This is a genomic window from Janthinobacterium sp. TND4EL3 (assembly GCF_900156175.1).
Lineage (GTDB): Bacteria > Pseudomonadota > Gammaproteobacteria > Burkholderiales > Burkholderiaceae_D > Janthinobacterium.
Map to the genome: position 1 here is coordinate 1 of NZ_FTMV01000017.1, position 19,067 is coordinate 19,067.

Sequence of the window (19,067 nt, forward strand, 5' to 3'; positions counted from 1 at the left end):
GATGGGGATCGTATGGAAGATAGCTCGTCGTCATGTGACAAGTTTATCCGGTACTCCGTTTAGATGAAATCAATTTCTGCCGCGCAGACTCCTAGGGCTTGGCGGGCAGCTTGCGCACGCACAGATAGATGGAATACAGCGCCGCCAGCCCCACCAGCACGTACACGCCGCGCGACGCCGTCGTCATGGCGCCCAGGATGCGGGCCACGATGTCGATGTCGAACAGGCCCACGAGCGCCCAGTTCAAGCCGCCCACGATCAACAGGATCATCGAGATCCAGTCGACCACATTCAGGCGCTTGGCCGTCATTTCCTCGTTTGCAGCACCGTCCGATCCTGCCTGGATATTCGCCATGTCAACCTCCTGTGGAGAAGAAGAATGACCCGCCGCCGGGTCTGTACAAGAAACAGTGTAGGCGGGCCAACCGTGGGCGCCAGTCGGACGATGCCGGGTATGGAAGTAGGATAACTCTGTAATGCGGCGGGTGATTTTATCCGGCAACACCCCTTGCGCACGCGCGCCCATGCCGGCACGTCCTTGCCCGCTGTGGCACAAGCTGTTGCTAAACAGGCAGTGACTAATTCCAATATGGAAATATTTATAGATTACTTAGTACCGCACTGCTACACTCATTTCACCCCAGCAACTTCAGGGGCAAGCGCCGCGCCCCGCTGCCGCAGGGGACACGGCCACCATGGGACAACAGCTGAGGGGACATGAATATTTCAAACATACGCATCGGTGTACGCCTGACGACAGGCTTTTTGCTCACTTCGCTCTTGCTGGCCGTGGTCGTCGGCATCAGCACCTGGCAGTTGTCGGCGGTGAGCGGGGAAATCGACAGCAGCGTGAACCAGCGCTATGCGCGCATCGCGCAATTGCAGGCCACGCGCAACAGCACGCAGGAACAGCCTGCCCTGCACGAGCTCGACCGGCAGATCGCGGCGCAGTCGGCCCTGATGCGCGCGGCGGCCGGCACGGCCATGGCGCGCGCACACGATACGAGCGTGCTGATCATCGCGCTGGGCCTCGTCGGCGGCGTGCTGAGCCTGGCGACGGCCTGGTTCATCAGCAGCGGCATCGTGCGGCCCTTGCGGCATGCCGTCAAGGTGGCGCGCAAGGTGGCCGGCGGCGACTTGAGCGAGCATATCCGCGTCGAGTCCGGCGATGAAGTGGGGCAACTGCTGCAGGCGCTGAAGGACATGAATGCCAGTTTGATCAATATCGTGGGCGAGGTGCGCGGCGGCACGCACGAGATCGCGGGCGCCTCGGGCGAGATTGCGGCCGGCAACCTGGACCTGTCGCAGCGCACCCAGGCGCAAGCCAGTTCGCTGGAGCGCACGGCCGCCTCGATGGAAACGCTGACGGGCACCGTCAAGCAAAATGCCGATAACGCGCGGCAAGCCAATCAGCTGGCGCAATCGGCCGCCGACGTGGCCGGCAAAGGGGGCACGGTGGTGGCGCAAGTCATCGATACCATGAGCGCGATCAATGCATCGTCGAAAAAGATCGTTGACATTATCGGCGTCATCGACGCCATCGCCTTCCAGACAAATATCCTGGCCCTGAACGCGGCCGTGGAAGCGGCGCGGGCCGGTGAACAGGGGCGCGGCTTTGCCGTCGTGGCGGCCGAAGTCCGTACCCTGGCGCAGCGTTCGGCCGGGGCGGCGCGGGAAATCAAGCAGCTGATCGGCGACTCCGTCGAGCGCGTCGACGCGGGCGCGCGCCTGGTCGACACGGCCGGCGCCACCATGCGCGACATCGTGGCCAGCGTGCACCGCGTCACGGACATCATGGGCGAAATCAGCATGGCCAGCGGCGAGCAGTTGTCGGGCATCGAGCAAGTCAATGCCGCCATCGTGCAGATGGAGCAGGTGACGCAGCAAAACGCGGCCCTCGTGGAGCAGGCGTCGACGGCGGCAGCGGGCATGCAGCAGCGTGCCACCTTGCTGTCGGGCACCGTGGGCATTTTCAAGCTGGGCCGTGATCAGCTTCCCGCCCGAGTGGCGCCCGGCGCCAGCCTGGTGGCCGTGCAGGCCGCCACCGCGCCGGCCAGCCGGCCTGCCGCCGCCAGGGCGCGGCTGCGGGCCTGAGTTTGCCTGCGACAGCGCCCTACAGCTGCTTGTACATGATGGTGGTGGCGTCCAGCCGGCCGCCGGCCGGCGCCAGCGCATAGCCGGGGATGCTGCCCGCCGCCACATAGCCGAGCGACAGATACAGCGCTTGCGCATGGTCATCGCTGCGCGTGTCCAGCGTCAGCAGGCTGCGCGGCAAGCGGCGCGCCTGTTCCTCCAGCGCCCGCATCAGCTGGCGCGCGATGCCGTGGCGGCGGTAAGCGGGCGCGACGAGCAGCTTGCGCACCTCGGCCCGGTGCGCCTGGTTCGGGTTGGTATCCCAGTCCAGCTGCACGGCGCCCGCCACCTTCCCTTCCACTTCGGCCACCAGCAGCAGGCGCACGCCGCGCGCCACGGCCGGCAAGACGTTGTCCGTCCAGAACGCCTGGCTGGCCGCCACGTCGAAGGGGAAAATAAAACCGATGCTGGCGCCGTCGTGCACGCAGTCTTGCAGCAAGGCGCCCAGTTCCGGCAGGCGCTCGCGAATATCGGCGGAACTGAAACTGCGCAGCGATGCGGGCATGATGACCTCAGACGAGAAAGAGAAAATAACGGGCGCCGCAGTCCGGCGGCGTCGCAAACGCGCTGGCGCCGTGCAGCTGGTAGCGCAGGCAGTCGCCCGGCAATAAAGCGTGGGAGCGGCCGTCGACCGTCACGTCGAGCCTGCCCTCCTGCAGCAGCAGATGGTGTTCCATGCCGGGCCGGGGCGAGGCGGCATACGATATCGTCACGCCGGCGCCGAGCGTGCATTCGAGCGCTTCGCCGGCCAGGTCGCGCGACGGCGGCGAGACGCAGCGGCGGACAAAGCCGGTGTCCGGGTCCGTCCATACGGCTTGTTCAGCTCGCCGCAGCAGGGGCGGGAAATCGTCCTCGACCATGCGCAGCAGGCGCGACATGGCCAGGCCATAGGCCGTACACAGCTTGCCCAGCACGGCAGTCGTCGGGCTGACGTCGCCGTTTTCCAGGCGCGACAGGGTGGCGCGGCTGACCTGGCTCACGTTCGCCAGCTGGTCCAGCGACCAGCCCCGCTCCACGCGCAGCTGTTTCAGGCGCGCCGCCAGCCGCTCTTCGGTATTGTCGTCGTCTGCGATAGGATTTTCCATATATGGGAATTTATTCCATATATGGAAAACAGTCAAGCCATGCGCGACGCGTGGCGGCACAGCTCCAGGAAGCCGGCCAGGCGCGGCGAGAGGATTTTCTTCGATTGGCGGATCAGGTAAAAATTGCGCTCCAGGGGCGGCAGCATGGTGTCCAGTTCCACCAGTTGCCCGCTGGCCAGCAAATCGGCCACCACCACGCGCGACAGGCAGGCGATGCCGAGGCCGGCCGCCGCGCCATACTTGATCGCTTCCGAATTGCTGAACTCGCCCGCGGCGCGCAGATAGTGCAGATACGGCACCAGCGCCTGCTCCACGGTTTCGCGCGTGCCCGAGCCCGCCTCGCGCAGCAGCCAGCCCGCCTGGTTCAGCTCCGCAAAGCTGAGCAGATGGCGCAGCTGCGCCAGCGGATGCGTGGGCGCGGCCACGATCAGCATCTGGTCCGTCAGCCACGGCTCCACCAGCAGGCCCGCTTCGTGGCACGGTCCTTCGATCAGGCCGATGTCGACGCGAAATTCCGCCACGGCGGCCGCGATATCGGCCGTGTTGGCGATCGTCACCTGCGGAATGCTGCGCCCGTACTGCTGCGCCGCCTGCGCCAGGATCTGCGGCAGCAGATAGATGCCGATGGTCGTGCTGGCACCGATCTGCAGGCTGACGGGCACGGACGGGTCGGCGCCCGCGAACTGGCGCTCGATGCTGGCGGCCGCGTCGCGCATCTGCCGCGCCTGCGGCAACAGCAAACGGCCATTGTCGTTGAGCACCAGGCGCTTGCCCACGCGGTCGAACAGCTGGGCGCCCAGCAGGGTTTCCAGTTCGTTCAGGGACGCGCTGGTGGCCGATTGTGACAGCGCAATCTGTTCGGCGGCCGCGCTGGTGCTGCCCGTGTCCGCCACGGCCAGGAAGATCTGCAGTTGCCGTAACGTAAGCGCCATCTCATATACTCATTTAATAGGTTAAACATACAAAAACAATCCGTTTTACCATTTAATCGACGAACTGTACAGTCATGCCATACGAACCAAGAACCATGGAGTACGGCATGTCTTCTCTCTCAACAACTAATACCACCAGTTTCAGCGACCGCTACGGCCGCCTCCTGCCCGGCCTGCTGCTGAGCGGCATCATCGCCTGGGGCGCCATCGCGCTGGGCAAGCTGGCATGGATGCAAAGCCACGGCATGAGCGCCCTGACCCTGGCCATCATGCTGGGCATTGTGCTGGGCAACAGCGTGTATGGCCGCCTGGCGCCCACCTGCGGCGCGGGCGTGGCCTTTTCCAAGCAGACGTTATTGCGTCTTGGCATCATCCTCTACGGCTTCCGATTGACGTTCCAGGATATCGGCCAAGTGGGCCTGGCCGGCATCGCCATCGACGCGCTGGTGCTGGCGTCCACGTTCGGCCTGGCCATGTTCCTCGGCACCCGGGTCTTCAAGCTGGAGCGCAACAGCGCCATCCTGATCGGCGCCGGCAGCTCCATCTGCGGGGCGGCGGCCGTGATGGCGACGGAACCCGTCGTCAAGGGACGCAGCGAAGACGTTACCGTGGCCGTCTCCACCGTCGTCGTGTTCGGCACCATCGCCATCTTCCTGTACCCGCTGCTGTACCAGCTGAACCAGGGCTGGCAGCTGCTGGGCGCCACGCCCACGGCCTTCGGCGTGTACATCGGCTCGACCGTGCATGAAGTGGCGCAGGTGGTGGCGGCCGGCAAGTCGATCAGCCAGGAAGCGGCGAACGCGGCCGTGATCGCCAAGATGGTGCGCGTGATGATGCTGGCGCCCTTCCTCGTCATCCTGTCGGCCGTGCTGGCGCGCGGCAAGGCCAAGGCCGGTGGCAACGACAAGGCGGCCAAGCTGGCCATCCCCTGGTTCGCCTTCATCTTCATCGGCGCGGTGGCCTTCAATTCGCTGGGCCTGTTGCCAGCGGGCACCGTGGCCGCCATCACCGAGTTCGACACGGCCCTGCTGGCCATGGCCATGGCGGCCCTGGGCCTGACGACGCATATGTCGGCCATCCGCCGCGCCGGCATCAAGCCCCTGCTGCTGGCCGGCCTGCTGTTCTGCTGGCTGATCGCCGGCGGCGCCGCCATCAACCACGTGGTGGCCAGCCTGTTCGCATGAACATGATGAACCGCTTGAGATGGCACAACCACGGGCAAATACTGCTTGCAAGCACACAGTGACCCGCTACAATGAGGGAACCACGGTTCATCAACGGGTCATCATGAAGACATCGGCGACTGACAAAGAGGAATCCGGCGCAGAGCACGGCGCCTTGCGCAGCGGCGATGCCGCCAGGCTGGCCGGCGTGCCCGTGGAAACCCTGCGCGTCTGGGAACGCCGCTACGGCATTGCCGCCACGCAGCGCTCGGCCAGCGGCCAGCGCCTGTATTCCGCCAGCCAGGTGCGCCGGCTGGGACTGATCAAGCAACTGGTCGACCTGGGCCACAACGTGGGCATGCTGGCCCACTTGCCGCAAGACAGCCTGCAGCAACTGCTGGCGCCGCCCGTTGCCGTTTCCGCGCCCCTCCTGCCGCGCCCGCTGCGCCTGGCCCTCGTGGGCACGACCTTGCCGATGCGCATGTCGAGCGACTTGCGCGGCACGGCCAGCATGCCCGCCTGCGACGTGGTGCGCGTCTGCGACAGCCTGGCCGAGGCGCCGCAAGCCTTGCTGGGCGCGCGCGCCGACATCATCATGCTGGAAATTGCCGAACTGGGCGACGAAGCCTTGCCGCTGATCCGCGCGGCCAGCCTGGCGGGCGCCGCGCGCGCCATCGTCGTGCTGTACCACTTCGGCGCCAGCGCCACCATCGCCCGCCTGCGCGCCGAGGATTGCCTGCTGGCCCGCGAACCGGCCGCGCCGGCCGACATCCTGCGCATGTGCGCCGGCGCCCTGGCCGGCACCAGCCCGGCGTCCGCGCCCCTGGCCACGCCGCTGCCGCCCGTGCCGCCCTGCCGTTTCGACGCCCAGGCGCTGGCCGCCATCACGGCCGCCACGCCCACCGTGGCTTGCGAATGTCCGCGCCACCTGGCCGAGATCCTGCTGATGGTGGGCAGTTTCGAGCGCTACAGCCTGCACTGCGCCACGCGCCACCCGGACGACGCCCTGCTGCACGAGGAACTGGCGCATGCCACGGGCCAGGCGCGCGCCATGCTGGAAACGGCCATGGACAGGCTGGCGCGCGCCGAAGGATTGCCCCTGCCGGCCGATGCGCATGGATAGGCCGCGCCACATCGCCGTCGTCGGCGCCGGCATCGCCGGCCTGTCCTGCGCCAGCGCCTTGCAGCATGCGGGCGTGCAGGTGACCGTCTTCGAGGCGGCCGCCACGCTGGCGGGCCGCATGGCCACGCGGCGCGCCGATGACTGGCAGTGCGACCACGGCGCCCAGTATTTCACGGCCCGCTCGGCCACCTTCCGCGCGGAAGTGGCGCGCTGGCAGCTGGCTGGCGTGGCCGCCCTGTGGACGCCGCGCCTGTGCCTGCTGGCGGCCGACGGCAGCGCGCACGCGCCGGCCGGCGCCATCGAACGCTTCGTCGGCATGCCGCGCATGAGCGCACCGGCGAAATGGCTGGCCAGCGGCCTGCCGCTGCAGTTGCAAACCTGCATCACCGACCTGCAGCGCAGCGCGGACGGCTGGCAACTGCAGACGCGGGAGCTGGGCCTGCTGGACCAGGTCTACGACGCCGTCGTGCTGGCCATCCCCGCGCCGCAGGCCCTGCCCCTGCTGCAGGCGCATTGCGCGCACCTGGCCAGCCTGGCGGCCGGCGTCACCATGCAGCCGTGCTGGGCCGTCATGGCCCGCCATGCGCAGCCGCTGCCGCTGCCCTTCGACGCGGCCTTCGTCAACCACGGCCCGCTGCGCTGGATCGCGCGCAACAACAGCAAGCCGGGACGCAGCGGCCAGGAAAGCTGGCTGCTGCACGCCCAGCCCGACTGGAGCGCGGAGCATCTGGACATGCCCGCGGAACAGGTGGCGCAGGCGCTGCTGCACGCCTTCGCCCGGCTCGGCGCGCCGGCGCCGCAGGCCTGGAGCGCCCACTGCTGGCAGCATGCGGCCCCGGCCGGCAAGGACGCGCTGTTTGCCTGGCATGGCCGCGCCCGCCTGGGCCTGTGCGGCGACTGGCTGCAGGGCGGCACCGTGGAAGGCGCCTGGCTCAGTGGCCGCGCCCTGGCCGCCCACCTGCTGCTGGCGGCCGAAGCGGCGGCGCTGGTGGCCGGGCTGGCCGACGACGCCCCCGCCGCCGTGCTGCCGGTGCCGGTCTGAGCGCGCGGCCGGGCCGGCCGGCGCGCAGGCGCAAAACTTCGTACAATAAGCGTGTTTTGCGTTTTCAATCCGGCCACGGCCCCATCCAGGAACATCCATGCATCTCTCGAACTGGCTGCTTTTCTGCAGCGTCGCTCTGCTCGTCACGTTTTCGCCCGGCCCCGCCGTCCTGCTGGCCATTTCGAATGCCATCGCCGTCGGCCCGCGCCGCGCCATGATCAGCAGCATGGGTAACGGTTTTGGCCTGTTCATCATTTCCGGCGTGGCCATGGCCGGCATGGGCGTCGTGCTGGCCACCTCGGCCACCGCCTTCATGCTGCTGAAACTGGCCGGCGCCCTCTACCTCGTGTACCTGGGCATCAAGCAATGGCGCAGCAAGACCAGCATCGTGGCCGACGCGCCCGTGCTGCAAGGGGCGGCGAATCCAAATTCCTTCTGGAAACTCTTCCGCCAGGGCTTGACGGTGGCGCTGACGAACCCGAAAGCCATCCTGTTCTTTTCGGCCCTGTTCCCGCAGTTCATCACCCCGGGCGAACCCGTGGCCGTCCAGTTCACCGTGCTGACGACCTCGTTTGTCGCCTGCGCCATGCTGGCCCATCTGTTCTACGCCAACCTGGCGCGTTTGCTGAAAAGCCAGCTGGCCACGCCGGGCCGCGCCAAACTGTTCAACCGCATCTCGGGCGGCGCCTTCGTGCTGCTGGGACTGAGCCTGCTGCGCCTGCGCGCCAAGGCCGCCTAACGTCACGGCGCTGACAGAAACGCCTCGATGCCGGCCACCAGGGCCAGCGGCGTTTCATTCATCGGATAGTGTCCCGCATTGGCCAGCACCTCCAGCCGGGCCTGCGGGTACCACGCCAGATACGTGCGGCGCATCAAGGCCGCGTCGAAACGGGGGTCGTGCTCGCCCACCAGCGCCAGCAAAGGCAGATTCGGCGCCATTGCCTGCACTTCGCCGCTGAAATCCGTCCCGCTCCACGCGAGAAAATAGGCGGCGAACGCGGCCTGATCCGCGCTTTCCCACGAATATTGCGCCTTCCAGTCCAGCCAGCTTGCAGGCAAGCGCCCGCCCGTGCTGCGATCGATGATGGCGCGCCGCGCTTGCAGGCTGCCGCTGGCATCGAGAAACAGCTGCCGCCCCGCCACGTCGAAGGCCACGCCGCAGCTGGGCACGGGCGCCACGGCCACCAGCTTGCGCAAGCGCAAGGGCGCCAGCAAAGCCAGCTTTTCCAGCACCATGCCGCCCATCGAGTGGCCGACCACGCTGAACGTGGCAAAGCCCAGCCCATCGGCCAAGGCCAGCGCGTCGCGGGCGACCTCGTCCATCGAATACTCGCCCTGCGCGCCGCGCATGCAGCCATAGCCGCGATTGTCCATGAACACATAGCTGAAAGCGCCGCCATCGAGGGCGGCCTCCATGGGCGCGAAAGCGTGCGCGTCGCCAAACCAGCCGTGCAGGACGATGACGGCGTGGGGGCCATGGCCCACGCGGTGATAGGTATTGTGCATATGCATCCTTGAAGGAAAAGTCTGCATGGTAGTGGCACACGCAACGGCCCGCCTTCGATGCCAGGTCAAATACTGTAGAGTACGGGCCATGGATGATTTTTATACGGAAGTGCCGCGCGAACTGATCGCCACGGCGCGCGACTACGCGGCCGGCGAGCTGTTTCCCGATCATCAACATGCGCGCGGACAGTTCGCGTATGCGGCGCGGGGCGCCATCAGCGTGCACACGCCGCAGGGCAACTGGCTCGTGCCGCCGCAACGCGCGTGCTGGCTACCGGCACAGCTATCGCACGGCATGCGCATGCATGGCGCGGTGACCATGCACAATGTGTTTGTCGCCCCGGACGCCATCGCCAGCATGGGCTTGCCACAGCATTGCCAGGTGCTCGATGCCACGCCGCTGCTGCGCCAGCTGCTGGCCGAAGCCGTGACCGTCGATGCCCTGTATGTGCAGGCGTCGCGCGCCGGGCGATTGATGGCCCTGCTGCTCGACGAAGTCGCCGCTGCCAGTCCCCTGCCCCTGAGCGCGCCGCTGCCGCAGGACGCCCGGCTGGCGCGGCTGTGCATGGCATTGCTCGAACAGCCCAGCCTGGACAGCGGCCTCGATGCGATGGCGGCGCGGGCCGGCATGAGCCGGCGCACGTTTACGCGGCTGTTCCGCGCCCAGACGGGCCTGGGCTTTGCCCAGTGGCGCCAGCAAGCGTGCCTGCTGGCCGCCATCACGCGGCTGGCCGACGGCCAAGCCGTCACGCGCATCGCCCTCGACCTCGGCTACGCCAGCCCCAGCGCTTTTACAGCCGCCTTCCGCCGCGTGCTGGGCCGGGCGCCCAGCGACTATTTAGGCTAGGAAATGATGGCGGCGATGCGCTGCGCCAGCGCCTGCGCCAGCTTGTGCACGTGGTAGCCGTCGACGAAGCCGTGGTGCGCCTGCGCGGAAAACGGTATCCGCATGCGGCCATCGTCCTGCGCGGGGCCGAATTTGCCCCAGGTAAAGGTCGGGATGTCGGCGTCACGGTGGCGGTAGACCGGGTGCTCGATGGCCGCCAGTTCCAGCCATGGCAGGCAGGTGATGAAGATATTGTTGCGCTGCTCGCGCTCGCTCTCGCCCTCGCCCGTGTTGATCAGCGCGCTGCTCGCTTCGGCGATGCGCTTCGCTTCCAGGCTGCGTTCGATGAACAGGTCGAGCCGGTCCGTCATGGTAAAACGCGTGTAGTTGAGGTTCTCGTCGCCGTTGATGACGGTGTAGGAAGCGGGAAAGTCGTCGATCCTGATCACTTCGCCCTGGCAGATGCGGTACATGAAGTTGTCGATGTCCTTGACCGTATTGAGCAGGCAAAACAGGAAAAAGTGAAACACGGGAATGTGTCGTTCCTTGCACCAGGGCCGGAAGTCCGGCACGTCGAGCTGGAAATTGATGTTGACGAGGGGATTGTCAAACGCGCGGAACAAGTCATAGCGGTCGCGCCGCTTTTCAAAATTTTTCATGCGGCGAGTGTAGACGATGCAGGTGCTGGCGGGCAAGTCACGCCGCACCAGCGCCGCTGCCCGCCAAAATCTCCCGGGCCGCCTCGGCCACGCCTTCTTCCAGCTCGGCAGCCGTTGGCGCCAGGGCGAAGCGCTGCAATTGCCCGTCCACCGCGGCAGCCAGCCCGGAGGAATGGCGCACGATGCCCAGCAGAACAATGTACTTCCACTGTTCATCGTCGCTGACCAGCACCGTTTTGACATAGGGAGCCAGGCGCGGACCGATGCCGGCCAGGTAAGGCAGGAGGACGGCGGCCACGGGCCAGTTGGCGTCCTGCACCCACTCGAGGATCTGCGGCATGGCGGGACGCAGTTCTTCCCAGCGCAAGGCGGTCAGAGCTTGCGCATGCTGCGTATCGTGCTTGTCGCGCGGCAATGGCAGACTCATGCGCAGCGTCCGGTCATGCGGCGCCACCGCGCGCCAGGCCCCGCTGCACCTGCCACGCCAGCGGCAAGGTCAGCAGCAATACGGCCGCCAGCACCGTCAGGGCCGTGGGCACGCCCGCATGGTCGCCCAGCGCGCCGAACAGCACGGGCGCCAGCGCCCCGCCGCCGATGGTGCCCGTGTAGAACAGGGCGAACGCATGCTCGCGCTTGCCCGGCTCGGCCAGTTCCGGCACGACGCCGTACAGCACGGACGAGGTGCCGTTCAGCGCCAGCCCCAACAGGGGCAGCATGGCCATGACGCCGGCCAGCGGCAGCCACAGGGCCGCGACGATCAGCAGCGAGGTCATCGATTCCGTCAGCCACACGGTCTTCATCATGCCGATGCGCGCGCCCAGGTAGCCGCACAGCAGTTTGCCGAAGGCGCCGCCCACGAACAGCAGGGACAAGGCCACGCCGATGCCGGCCGTGCCCGCCCCCTTGCTTTTCAGCAAGAACGGCAGGAAAGTCAAAAAGCCCATGCGCACGGCGCTGTCCAGGGTGCCCGTCGCCAGCAGCGCGCGAAAACTGCCTTTCGCGCCGCTGCCCGTGATGGGTTTGACCGCTTTCTTCTGGCTGGCCTGGATGTCTTCCGGCTTGGGCAGCAGCCACCACAGCAAACCGGCGGCGGCCAGGCCCAGCAGCCCCAGCAGGGAAACGCCCGTTTGCCAGCTGCACGCGAGCAGCAGCAAGCCCATCAGCGCGGGTATCAGGGTCTTGCCGATATCGCCGGCGAAATTGTATTGCGACAAGGCTTCCTTCACGCCGCCGCCCGCCTCGTGCGTATCGGTGACGATGGACGAGGCCAGCGGATGCTGGGTGCTGGCGCCCAGGCCGCCCAGCAGCAAGGCGACCAGCAGCACGGCCAGGCCGCCGGCCTGCCCCGCGACCAGGTAGGCGACGCCGGCCAGCGCCGTGCCGCCCACCAGCATGCGCTCGCGCCCCCAGCGCTTCGCCATCCGGCTGGCCAGCAGCTGGAAACCGGCCATCATGCCCGAGTACGAGCCGCGCAACAGGCCCACCATGGCATAGCTGATGGCAAACTGCGCCTGCCAGATGGGCAGCAGCACGTAGATGACATCCGTCAAGCCGTCATGCACGGCATGCGCGCTGCAGGCGGCGAACAGCGAGCGGCGGCGCATGGATTTGTCGGATGGCTTGGCGTCGGAGGACAGGGCGGCGGCGGATGGTTCGGTCATGACTGTGCATGCAGGAAATCAGGAGGCGACCAGCTTACTACAAATTGCAAATTAGCATCTTTGCCGCCTCGCCAGTGCCGTGCCAGAGCGGGCTCGCCCGCTCCTCGGCGTCGTGGCGCCACAAATTACGCTGCGCCGGCGCCATGCCGTGGTATAAATACGCGAACTTTTCCTCATAAGCACCACGACCATGACGCCCTCCTCCGATTCCTCATCCCCGTCAGGGACAAAGACCGGCTGCAGCCAGTGCCGGCAAGCGGCGCCGCTGGGTTTCGATTTCACCTTTGCCTATCAGCCCATCGTCGAACTGTCCACGCGCACGATATTCGGCCATGAAGCCCTGGTGCGCGGCCCCAACGGCGAATCCGCCTATTCGGTCCTGTCCCAGGTCAATGACGAAAACCGCTACGTCTTCGACCAGGCGTGCCGCGTGCGCGCCATCGAGGGCGCGGCCCGGCTGGGCATCGAGGAATATCTTTCCATTAACTTTCTGCCGAACGCCGTGTATCGCCCCGAAGCTTGCATCCAGGCAACTTTGGCTGCGGCGCGCGAGCACAACTTCCCCATCCGCCGCATTATCTTCGAGGTGACCGAGGGCGAGGAAGTGCGCGACCGCCCCCACCTCGTCAACATCTTCCACGAGTACCGGCGCTTCGGCTTCCAGACGGCCATCGACGATTTCGGCGCCGGCTACGCGGGACTGACCCTGCTGTCCGAATATCAGCCCCACATCATCAAGATCGACATGGAACTGGTGCGCGGCGTCGAGGCAAGCGCGCCGAAACAGGCGATCGTCAAGGGCATCATCGGCATTTGCAAGGAACTCGGCATTCAAGTCCTGGCCGAAGGCATTGAAACGGCCGCCGAACGCGATTGCCTGCGGGCGATGGGCATCGACCTGATGCAGGGATATTTGTTTTGCAAGCCGGCGCTGATGGCCATAGGCAAGATCGATCCCGCAGCGTGGTGAGCGGCAGCCACCGCGCGCGGGCCTGGCCGGCTGCTTACTTGCCCATGGCATCCTTCTTCATGTCATCCTTCTTCATCTCGTCCTTCTTCATGCCGTCTTTCGCCATGGCGTCTTTTGCCATGCCATCCTTGGCCATGTGATCCTTCTTCATGTGCTTCTTGGCCATCGGCTTGTGCATGCCGTCCTTGTCCATGGCGTCCCTGTGCATGGCGTCGGCCGCGGCAGGCTTGGCCATGGCGTCTTTCTGCATGGCGTCCTGGGCAAAGGCGGCGCCCGACATGACGATGGCGGAAGCGATGATGGCGGCGAAGGTGGTAATGGTGGTTTTCATGATAAGTCCTTGTCTCTGGGTTAAATGGGCAAGATTGCCCGGTGGTAAAGCTATTGCTGTGCTACAGGGTGCTGCTTGCTGCCGAATAGAAGGAAGGCCGGGAGGTGGCCAGGGCCAGGCGCATTGCCGCAGGCAGTACGACTGCTACGACAAGGCAATGCAACGCCGCCCTGGCCGGCTCCCCGGCCTTCCTAGGAGCCGCCGAACCAGTTGTAGCCCTGATTCTCCCAATACCCTCCCGGGTAGGTATTCGTGACGAAAATGGCCTGGATATGCTTGGGGTTCTTGTAGCCCAGCTTGGTCGGCATGCGCAGCTTCATCGGGTAGCCGTATTTCGGCGGCAATTCCTGGCCGTCATACGTCAAGGCCATGATGGTTTGCGGATGCAGGGCCGTGGCCATGTCGATGCTCGTGAAATAATCATCGGCGCACCGGAAGCCGATGTATCTGGCCGTCGTGTCGGCGCCCACCCGCTTGAGGAAATGCGAAAACGGCACGCCGCCCCACTTGCCGATGGCGCTCCAGCCTTCCACGCAGATGTGGCGCGTCACCTGCGTTTGCTGCGGCAGGGCGCGCAGCTGCGGCAGGGTCCACGGCTTCTTGTCGGCGATCAAGCCGCTCAATTCCAGGCGCCAGGCGTCGCCATCGACCTGTTCCACCTCATCCTCGCCGTAATAGGCGTTGAAGGGAAACGGCCGCGTGATCATGGAGTCCGGATACGTTGGCGCCAGTTTGTTCGGGTCGAACAGCCAGCCCTGCACCCGGTCGTTCATGCGCGACACGGCCATCAAGGCTGTCTCGATGGCGGAAGGGTCGCTCGCGTTGCAGCCCGTCAACAGCGACAGGCCGCCCAGGGTCAGGCTGCGCTGCAGGAACAGGCGCCGCGACGGCTGTTTGATCTGGCGCAAGGCGTCGGCCAGCATGGCCTGTCCCTGTTCTTGCACGATGATGGTTTTTTTCATGCTCATCTCCTTAGCGGCCGCGCAGCATGGCGACCAGGGTACGCGGCACCAGCGCCACCATCAGCAGGTGCACGCCGACAAAACCCGTCAGCAGCGCCATGGCGATGAAGTGGACCCTGCGCGCGCTCTCGTAGCCGCCCAGCAGTTCGCGCAGCAGGGGAAACTGCACGGATTTCCACAGCACCAGGCCGGACAGCACCAGCACGATGCAGTCGAGCATGACGAACAGGTAGGCGGCGCGCTGCACCATGTTGTAGCGGCGCGGGTCCGCATGGGCCAGCTTGCCCTTCAGCGCGGAGACGAAATCGGCCAGCAGCGCTCGCGGCGACAGGGGAAAGAACTGGCGCCGCAGCCGTCCCGAGACGATGTTAATCACCAGATACAGCAGGCCATTGGCCACCAGCAGCCACATGGCGGCGAAATGCCATTGCAGGGCGCCGCCCAGCCAGCCGCCCAGGGTCAGGGCGCGCGGCAGCTCGAACGGGAAGAACGGCGCCGCGTTGTAGATGCGCCAGCCGCTCGTGGCCAGCACGATGACGGCCACGGCGTTGAGCCAGTGCGTCAGGCGCAGCCAAACGGGGTGGATCACGGCATTCGACACGGCAGGCGTATGCATCACAACACTCCTTTCACGCAGGGCGCCGTGCTGACGGCTTGCAGGATGGCGCCGCTGTCGGCCCGCTGCACGAAGGCGACGATCTGCAGGTTTTCCGCGCGCCAGTTGGCGGGCAGGCTGACTTCGCGGCGCAGCCGGGCGCGGCCTTGCGCCAGCGCAACCGGTCCCAGCCACAGGCGCACGGCCGCGTCATGGCGCAGGGTAGCGCCCCGGTTTTCGCCGCGCAGCACCGTCGAGACGATGGCGCTTTCGCTGACGGCCACATACAGCTGGCCGCCCGTCTGCGCATCGGGCGCGCTGGCATCGGCTTCCAGCAGCAATTTTCCGCCCGGCCCCGGCGTGGCGGACAGGCCGATCTCGACGGGTGCGCGCGTCGCGTTGATGCGGCCGATGGCGGCCGGCAGCTGCGCCTCCCAGTCCCGCAATTCCATGCCGCCGACGAAGAACTGCGGCGTGTAGGCCGTGTGGCGCTGCTGGTGGCGCAGCAGCTCGGCCTGGCGCGCGTCAAATTGTGGCTGCGCCAGCGGGTCCGCCCAGCCGATCCGGTCCCAGTACGTGACGTGCAGGGCCAGCGGCACGACCAGGCTGTCCGCTCCCGCTTGCTGGCGCAGGGCGTTCAGGCGCCGGTCTGCGGGCGGGCAGCTGGAGCAGCCTTCGCTGCTGTACAGCTCCACCAGCGCCGCCGTCCGCGCGCCGCTCTTGACTTCGCAGCGCTGGCCGATAGGCATCTGCACGGCGGCCGGGGCCGACGCACTCACGCCCAGGACGGGAAGTAGAAGTATTGCCAGGCGGTGCTTGATGTCCATGGTATTTAACCGGTATATTGAAAAGAGAAACGTGCTTGCCTGTCAATTCGCCGCGCTGGACGGATTGGTTACAGCCGCCGGCAAAATAATTGGATATTTATTTTTTTCAACGCCTGTCACCAAAGGCCCGCATGCAACGAATACCAGTCAGTGAGCAGTTGCATGGCACGGAATTGCGGCTGCATGGCTTGATGCTGCGCGGGCTCGACGGCGATGCGGCGGCGTATCGCAATTTTTTGCAGGCAAGCAGCGCCCATTTGCGCGCGTTTTTCCGGCGCCGCCTGCAGCGCTGGCCGGACGAGGTGGAAGACCTGGTGCAGGAGTGTTTATTGGCCATCCATAACCAGCGCCTGACGTATGACGCGAACATGCCGCTGACGTCGTGGATCCATGCGATCGCCCGCTACAAGCTGGTCGACTGGCTGCGCCGGCACGGGCGGCGCGAAGCGCAGCACCAGCCGTATGACGAGCAAGACGAGGCGCAGCAACTGTTTTCCAGCGCCGATGCCGAGGCGGCCGAGGCCAGCCGCGACCTGGGCAAGCTGCTGGCCACCTTGCCGGCGCAGCAGCGCGGCGCCATCGTGCATACCAAGCTCGACGGCTGGTCCGTGCGCGACACGGCGGCCGCCATGGGAATTTCCGAAGCCAGCGTCAAGGTGGCCGTGCACCGCGGCCTGAAGGCACTGGCGGCAAACTTGAGGACAAGCGCAACATGAAAACCGACGATCTGATCGCCATGCTGGCCAGCGGTCCCGACGTGGCCGCCGCGCCGCCGCCCGGCGCCCGCTGGCGCGCCGCGTCCACCCTGGGCGCCGGCCTGCTGGCCAGCGTGGCGCTGATGGCCATGCTGCTGGGCGTGCGGCCCAACCTGGACCAGCTGGCGCAGCTGCCCGATTTCTGGATCAAGGTGGGCTTCGTCGCCTGCCTGTGCCTGGCGGGCTGGCATGTCAGCCGCCGCCTGTGCGTGCCGGGCGCCGCTACCCGCGCCCTGCCCCTGCTGGTGGCCCTGCCCCTGCTGCTGATGTGGACCCTGGGCGCCATCATCGTGCAGGAAGCCCCGCCCGAGCAGCGCGCCGAGCTGTTCTGGGGCGCCACCTGGCGCAGCTGCCCCCTGCTGATCGCCACCCTCTCCTTGCCCATCCTGGCCGCCGTGCTGCGCCTGATGCGCCAGCTGGCACCGACGCGATTGCGCCTGGCGGGCGCCGCCGCCGGCTTTGCCGCCGGCGGCCTGGCCGCCCTCGTCTACTGCCTGCACTGCCCGGAGCTGGCCGCCAGCTTCGTCGGCTTCTGGTACGTGCTGGGCATGCTGGTGCCGACGGCCATCGGCGCGGCCATCGGCCCGAAAGTGCTGGCCTGGTAAGGGGGCGGCAAGGTCAGTCGCCTACGTTGACAAAGAGTTGAATCCGTTTTTTGTAGCCGTTCGTATAAGTCAGGCAGCCTGCAGTTTCCTGGACTTGTCTGTCAACGCCAACAAAAATCGGGAGAATCGAAATGTCTTTGTCACTGTCAAAAACCGCCCTGGGCGCCGCCCTCCTGGGCAATCTGCTGGCGGCCGCCCTTGCGCCGTCCGCCCACGCTTCCAGCCACCGCGAAGCGCCGTTCATCACGCAAAACCCCAAGGTCGACGCCACCGACTTCTACATGTTCCGCAGCTACGAGGCGGGCCGCGGCGCCTACACCACCCTCGTGGCCGACTACGTGCCGCTGCAGGACGCCTACGGCGGCCCCAACTACTTCGCCATGGACCCCAACGCCCTGTACGAGATCCATATCGACAACAATGGCGACGGCAAGGAAGACCTCACCTTTCAGTTCCGCTTTGCCAACACCATCAAGGATGGCCAGTTCACCGTGGGCGGCAAGAAAGTGTCGATTCCGCTCGTCATCAACGGCGGCGCCATCGATACCGTCAACCCAGCCGGCCTGAACGTGCGCGAAACCTACACCGTGACGGTGGTGCGGGGCGACCGCCGCACGGGCACGCGCAGCAGCGTGACCAATGCCAGCGGCGGCGGCACGACCTTCGACAAGCCCGTCGACAATATCGGCAACAAGGCCATCCCCAACTATGCGGCGTATGCCGCGCAGCATGTCTACACGGTCAGCATCCCCGGCTGCGCCACGCCGGCGCGCATGTTCGTCGGCCAGCGCAAGGACCCCTTCGTGGTGAACCTGGGCGAAACGTTCGACTTGATCAACATCAAGGCGCCCGCCACGGAGTTTGCCGCGAATGCGGAATCGGCTGCCAGGGATGACCTGGCGCGCAAGAACGTCACGGCCATCGAGATGGAAGTGCCGACCGCCTGCCTGACGGCCGGCAGCGACCCCGTCATCGGCGGCTGGACCACGGCCAGCCTGCGCCAGGGCCGCCTGCTGAACCCGGCGCCTGGCAGCAGCGCGGCGTCGAAGGAAGGCGGCGCGTGGGTGCAGGTGTCGCGCCTGGGCATGCCACTGGTAAATGAACTGGTGATCGGCCTGAAGGACAAGGACCGCTTCAACGCCAGCAAACCCTCGGGCGACGCGCAGTTTGCCGACTACGTCACCAACCCGACGGTGCCGGCCCTCGTGGAAGTGCTGTTCGGCTCGGCCGGCGCCAAGGCGCCCACCAACTTCCCCCGCAACGACCTGGTGGCCACCTTCCTGACGGGCATCAAGGGCGTGAACCAGCCCGCCACCGTGACGGCTTCGGAAATGCTGCGCCTGAATACGTCCATCGCGCCCACCGCCGTGGGCTCGCAAAAGCGCCTGGGCGTCATCGACGGCGACAGCGCGGGCTTTCCGAACGGCCGCCGTCCCGGCGACGACGTGGTCGACGTGGTGCTGCGCGTGGCCATGGGCAAGCTGTGCACCCTGAACATCGGCTGCGCCCCGTCCGACGCCCCGGCCGGCGGCCTGCACTTCACGGACGGCGCCTTCCTCGACGAAACCTACTTCACGGCGGGTTTCCCCTACCTGAAAACGCCCGTGGCCGGTTCGCCACAGCTGTAACAAGGAGAGCGCGATGAAAAAGCTCCATGCACTCGGCGCCCTGGCGCTCACGGCCCTGCTGGCAGGCTGCGGTGGCGGCGGCAGCGGCAACGGCGGCAACGGCGGCACCACGCCGCCGCCCGTGGCCATGCTCGACGCCTTCTATGTGGCCGTGGCCAACGTCATTGTCGCCACCAGCGACGACAAGGAAGGCGTCGCCATCGACGCCATCATGGCAACGTCGCCGGAAGACACAGAACCGGTGCCCCTGTAAGCCCCTGCGGG

23 protein-coding genes are annotated in these 19,067 nt (G+C 66.6%); 11 read left to right on the plus strand and 12 right to left on the minus strand.

Going from position 1 to position 19,067, the window contains the following annotated elements:
* Positions 1–91: 91 nt before the first annotated feature.
* Positions 92–355, minus strand: coding sequence for a DUF378 domain-containing protein (locus tag BXA07_RS22950; RefSeq protein ID WP_212592353.1), 264 nt, complete (start codon positions 353–355; stop codon positions 92–94).
* A gap of 362 nt (positions 356–717) precedes the next feature.
* Here BXA07_RS22950 and BXA07_RS22955 point away from each other — a divergent pair, with 362 nt between their 5' ends.
* A complete protein-coding gene (locus BXA07_RS22955; RefSeq protein WP_083708476.1) occupies positions 718–2,094 on the plus strand; it encodes a methyl-accepting chemotaxis protein in 1,377 nt (458 codons plus the stop codon).
* A gap of 19 nt (positions 2,095–2,113) precedes the next feature.
* On the opposite strand, the gene BXA07_RS22960 is transcribed toward BXA07_RS22955, so the two are convergent.
* From BXA07_RS22960 to BXA07_RS22970, 3 genes are read right to left on the minus strand one after another with little or no spacing between them, the layout of a single operon-like run.
* Positions 2,114–2,638: a GNAT family N-acetyltransferase gene (locus tag BXA07_RS22960; RefSeq protein WP_076571204.1), complete on the minus strand. Its 525-nt coding sequence runs from the start codon at positions 2,636–2,638 to the stop codon at positions 2,114–2,116.
* Positions 2,639–2,645: 7 nt separating this feature from the next.
* Positions 2,646–3,218, minus strand: a complete 573-nt coding sequence (locus tag BXA07_RS22965; protein WP_076571206.1) for a helix-turn-helix domain-containing protein — start codon at positions 3,216–3,218, stop codon at positions 2,646–2,648.
* A 32-nt stretch (positions 3,219–3,250) separates the two neighbouring features.
* A complete protein-coding gene (locus BXA07_RS22970) occupies positions 3,251–4,150 on the minus strand; it encodes a LysR family transcriptional regulator (RefSeq protein WP_076571207.1) in 900 nt (299 codons plus the stop codon).
* 107 nt (positions 4,151–4,257) lie between these two features.
* Between BXA07_RS22970 and BXA07_RS22975 the strand changes: the two genes are divergently transcribed.
* The 4 genes from BXA07_RS22975 to BXA07_RS22990 all read left to right on the plus strand — a co-directional run bounded on the left by BXA07_RS22975 (position 4,258) and on the right by BXA07_RS22990 (position 8,217).
* Positions 4,258–5,334, plus strand: a complete 1,077-nt coding sequence (locus BXA07_RS22975; RefSeq protein WP_076571209.1) for a YeiH family protein — start codon at positions 4,258–4,260, stop codon at positions 5,332–5,334.
* Between the two features lie 103 nt (positions 5,335–5,437).
* Positions 5,438–6,436, plus strand: coding sequence for a MerR family transcriptional regulator (locus BXA07_RS22980; protein ID WP_076571212.1), 999 nt, complete (start codon positions 5,438–5,440; stop codon positions 6,434–6,436).
* On the plus strand, positions 6,429–7,478 hold the full coding sequence (locus tag BXA07_RS22985) for an FAD-dependent oxidoreductase (RefSeq protein WP_076571402.1): 1,050 nt from the start codon (positions 6,429–6,431) through the stop codon (positions 7,476–7,478). The genes BXA07_RS22980 and BXA07_RS22985 overlap by 8 nt, the downstream gene beginning before the upstream one ends.
* Positions 7,479–7,575: 97 nt before the next feature.
* The gene (locus tag BXA07_RS22990; RefSeq protein WP_076571214.1) at positions 7,576–8,217 is read left to right on the plus strand and encodes a LysE family translocator; all 642 of its coding nucleotides are present in this window, start codon (positions 7,576–7,578) and stop codon (positions 8,215–8,217) included.
* A gap of 2 nt (positions 8,218–8,219) precedes the next feature.
* On the opposite strand, the gene BXA07_RS22995 is transcribed toward BXA07_RS22990, so the two are convergent.
* The gene (locus tag BXA07_RS22995; protein WP_076571405.1) at positions 8,220–8,984 is read right to left on the minus strand and encodes an alpha/beta fold hydrolase; all 765 of its coding nucleotides are present in this window, start codon (positions 8,982–8,984) and stop codon (positions 8,220–8,222) included.
* 88 nt (positions 8,985–9,072) lie between these two features.
* Here BXA07_RS22995 and BXA07_RS23000 point away from each other — a divergent pair, with 88 nt between their 5' ends.
* Entirely contained in the window at positions 9,073–9,831 is a 759-nt protein-coding gene (locus tag BXA07_RS23000) for an AraC family transcriptional regulator (RefSeq protein ID WP_076571216.1), read from the plus strand.
* Here BXA07_RS23000 and BXA07_RS23005 read toward each other — a convergent pair.
* From BXA07_RS23005 to BXA07_RS23015, 3 genes are read right to left on the minus strand one after another with little or no spacing between them, the layout of a single operon-like run.
* Positions 9,828–10,469, minus strand: a complete 642-nt coding sequence (locus BXA07_RS23005) for a CatA-like O-acetyltransferase (protein WP_076571407.1) — start codon at positions 10,467–10,469, stop codon at positions 9,828–9,830. The genes BXA07_RS23000 and BXA07_RS23005 overlap by 4 nt on opposite strands.
* Before the next feature lie 37 nt (positions 10,470–10,506).
* Complete coding sequence (locus BXA07_RS23010; RefSeq protein ID WP_139335710.1) at positions 10,507–10,896, minus strand: DUF5071 domain-containing protein; 390 nt, start codon at positions 10,894–10,896, stop codon at positions 10,507–10,509.
* A gap of 13 nt (positions 10,897–10,909) precedes the next feature.
* Entirely contained in the window at positions 10,910–12,130 is a 1,221-nt protein-coding gene (locus BXA07_RS23015; RefSeq protein WP_076571218.1) for an MFS transporter, read from the minus strand.
* Positions 12,131–12,320: 190 nt separating this feature from the next.
* Here BXA07_RS23015 and BXA07_RS23020 point away from each other — a divergent pair, with 190 nt between their 5' ends.
* The gene (locus tag BXA07_RS23020) at positions 12,321–13,100 is read left to right on the plus strand and encodes an EAL domain-containing protein (protein WP_076571220.1); all 780 of its coding nucleotides are present in this window, start codon (positions 12,321–12,323) and stop codon (positions 13,098–13,100) included.
* Positions 13,101–13,134: 34 nt separating this feature from the next.
* Here the strand turns inward: BXA07_RS23020 and BXA07_RS23025 are convergent, their stop codons facing one another.
* The 4 genes from BXA07_RS23025 to BXA07_RS23040 form a co-directional block, all read right to left on the minus strand.
* Positions 13,135–13,431 carry a pentapeptide MXKDX repeat protein gene (locus BXA07_RS23025; RefSeq protein WP_076571222.1) on the minus strand — a complete coding sequence of 99 codons (297 nt, stop codon included), beginning with the start codon at positions 13,429–13,431 and terminating at the stop codon, positions 13,135–13,137.
* A 191-nt stretch (positions 13,432–13,622) separates the two neighbouring features.
* Entirely contained in the window at positions 13,623–14,393 is a 771-nt protein-coding gene (locus BXA07_RS23030; RefSeq protein WP_244556375.1) for a molybdopterin-dependent oxidoreductase, read from the minus strand.
* A 10-nt stretch (positions 14,394–14,403) separates the two neighbouring features.
* Positions 14,404–15,009, minus strand: a complete 606-nt coding sequence (locus tag BXA07_RS23035) for a cytochrome b/b6 domain-containing protein (RefSeq protein WP_076571226.1) — start codon at positions 15,007–15,009, stop codon at positions 14,404–14,406.
* The gene (locus BXA07_RS23040; protein ID WP_076571228.1) at positions 15,009–15,815 is read right to left on the minus strand and encodes a DUF1223 domain-containing protein; all 807 of its coding nucleotides are present in this window, start codon (positions 15,813–15,815) and stop codon (positions 15,009–15,011) included. The genes BXA07_RS23035 and BXA07_RS23040 overlap by 1 nt, the downstream gene beginning before the upstream one ends.
* Positions 15,816–15,946: 131 nt before the next feature.
* On the opposite strand from BXA07_RS23040, the gene BXA07_RS23045 reads away from it, so the two are divergent.
* The 4 genes from BXA07_RS23045 to BXA07_RS23060 all read left to right on the plus strand — a co-directional run bounded on the left by BXA07_RS23045 (position 15,947) and on the right by BXA07_RS23060 (position 19,056).
* Entirely contained in the window at positions 15,947–16,531 is a 585-nt protein-coding gene (locus BXA07_RS23045) for a sigma-70 family RNA polymerase sigma factor (RefSeq protein ID WP_076571411.1), read from the plus strand.
* Positions 16,528–17,175 (plus strand): NrsF family protein, encoded by a 648-nt coding sequence (locus BXA07_RS23050; RefSeq protein WP_076571230.1) that lies wholly within the window; start codon positions 16,528–16,530, stop codon positions 17,173–17,175. Before BXA07_RS23045 ends, BXA07_RS23050 begins: the two co-directional genes overlap by 4 nt.
* Positions 17,176–17,306: 131 nt before the next feature.
* On the plus strand, positions 17,307–18,803 hold the full coding sequence (locus tag BXA07_RS23055; protein WP_170909722.1) for a DUF4331 domain-containing protein: 1,497 nt from the start codon (positions 17,307–17,309) through the stop codon (positions 18,801–18,803).
* A 13-nt stretch (positions 18,804–18,816) separates the two neighbouring features.
* Positions 18,817–19,056 carry a hypothetical protein gene (locus BXA07_RS23060; protein ID WP_076571232.1) on the plus strand — a complete coding sequence of 80 codons (240 nt, stop codon included), beginning with the start codon at positions 18,817–18,819 and terminating at the stop codon, positions 19,054–19,056.
* The last annotated feature ends 11 nt before the right edge of the window (positions 19,057–19,067 follow it).

What these genes read in the sequence shown, in the direction of transcription:
- BXA07_RS22950 (WP_212592353.1), bottom strand. Translation starts at nt 355, where the DNA reads ATGGCGAATATCCAGGCAGGATCGGACGGTGCTGCAAACGAGGAAATG.
- BXA07_RS22990 (WP_076571214.1), top strand. Translation starts at nt 7,576, where the DNA reads ATGCATCTCTCGAACTGGCTGCTTTTCTGCAGCGTCGCTCTGCTCGTC.
- BXA07_RS22985 (WP_076571402.1), top strand. Translation starts at nt 6,429, where the DNA reads ATGGATAGGCCGCGCCACATCGCCGTCGTCGGCGCCGGCATCGCCGGC.
- BXA07_RS23025 (WP_076571222.1), bottom strand. Translation starts at nt 13,431, where the DNA reads ATGAAAACCACCATTACCACCTTCGCCGCCATCATCGCTTCCGCCATC.
- BXA07_RS23040 (WP_076571228.1), bottom strand. Translation starts at nt 15,815, where the DNA reads ATGGACATCAAGCACCGCCTGGCAATACTTCTACTTCCCGTCCTGGGC.
- BXA07_RS22980 (WP_076571212.1), top strand. Translation starts at nt 5,438, where the DNA reads ATGAAGACATCGGCGACTGACAAAGAGGAATCCGGCGCAGAGCACGGC.
- BXA07_RS22960 (WP_076571204.1), bottom strand. Translation starts at nt 2,638, where the DNA reads ATGCCCGCATCGCTGCGCAGTTTCAGTTCCGCCGATATTCGCGAGCGC.
- BXA07_RS23020 (WP_076571220.1), top strand. Translation starts at nt 12,321, where the DNA reads ATGACGCCCTCCTCCGATTCCTCATCCCCGTCAGGGACAAAGACCGGC.
- BXA07_RS23010 (WP_139335710.1), bottom strand. Translation starts at nt 10,896, where the DNA reads ATGAGTCTGCCATTGCCGCGCGACAAGCACGATACGCAGCATGCGCAA.
- BXA07_RS22955 (WP_083708476.1), top strand. Translation starts at nt 718, where the DNA reads ATGAATATTTCAAACATACGCATCGGTGTACGCCTGACGACAGGCTTT.
- BXA07_RS22995 (WP_076571405.1), bottom strand. Translation starts at nt 8,984, where the DNA reads ATGCACAATACCTATCACCGCGTGGGCCATGGCCCCCACGCCGTCATC.
- BXA07_RS23030 (WP_244556375.1), bottom strand. Translation starts at nt 14,393, where the DNA reads ATGAAAAAAACCATCATCGTGCAAGAACAGGGACAGGCCATGCTGGCC.
- BXA07_RS23060 (WP_076571232.1), top strand. Translation starts at nt 18,817, where the DNA reads ATGAAAAAGCTCCATGCACTCGGCGCCCTGGCGCTCACGGCCCTGCTG.
- BXA07_RS23050 (WP_076571230.1), top strand. Translation starts at nt 16,528, where the DNA reads ATGAAAACCGACGATCTGATCGCCATGCTGGCCAGCGGTCCCGACGTG.
- BXA07_RS22975 (WP_076571209.1), top strand. Translation starts at nt 4,258, where the DNA reads ATGTCTTCTCTCTCAACAACTAATACCACCAGTTTCAGCGACCGCTAC.
- BXA07_RS22965 (WP_076571206.1), bottom strand. Translation starts at nt 3,218, where the DNA reads ATGGAAAATCCTATCGCAGACGACGACAATACCGAAGAGCGGCTGGCG.
- BXA07_RS23035 (WP_076571226.1), bottom strand. Translation starts at nt 15,009, where the DNA reads ATGCATACGCCTGCCGTGTCGAATGCCGTGATCCACCCCGTTTGGCTG.
- BXA07_RS23045 (WP_076571411.1), top strand. Translation starts at nt 15,947, where the DNA reads ATGCAACGAATACCAGTCAGTGAGCAGTTGCATGGCACGGAATTGCGG.
- BXA07_RS22970 (WP_076571207.1), bottom strand. Translation starts at nt 4,150, where the DNA reads ATGGCGCTTACGTTACGGCAACTGCAGATCTTCCTGGCCGTGGCGGAC.
- BXA07_RS23005 (WP_076571407.1), bottom strand. Translation starts at nt 10,469, where the DNA reads ATGAAAAATTTTGAAAAGCGGCGCGACCGCTATGACTTGTTCCGCGCG.
- BXA07_RS23055 (WP_170909722.1), top strand. Translation starts at nt 17,307, where the DNA reads ATGTCTTTGTCACTGTCAAAAACCGCCCTGGGCGCCGCCCTCCTGGGC.
- BXA07_RS23000 (WP_076571216.1), top strand. Translation starts at nt 9,073, where the DNA reads ATGGATGATTTTTATACGGAAGTGCCGCGCGAACTGATCGCCACGGCG.
- BXA07_RS23015 (WP_076571218.1), bottom strand. Translation starts at nt 12,130, where the DNA reads ATGACCGAACCATCCGCCGCCGCCCTGTCCTCCGACGCCAAGCCATCC.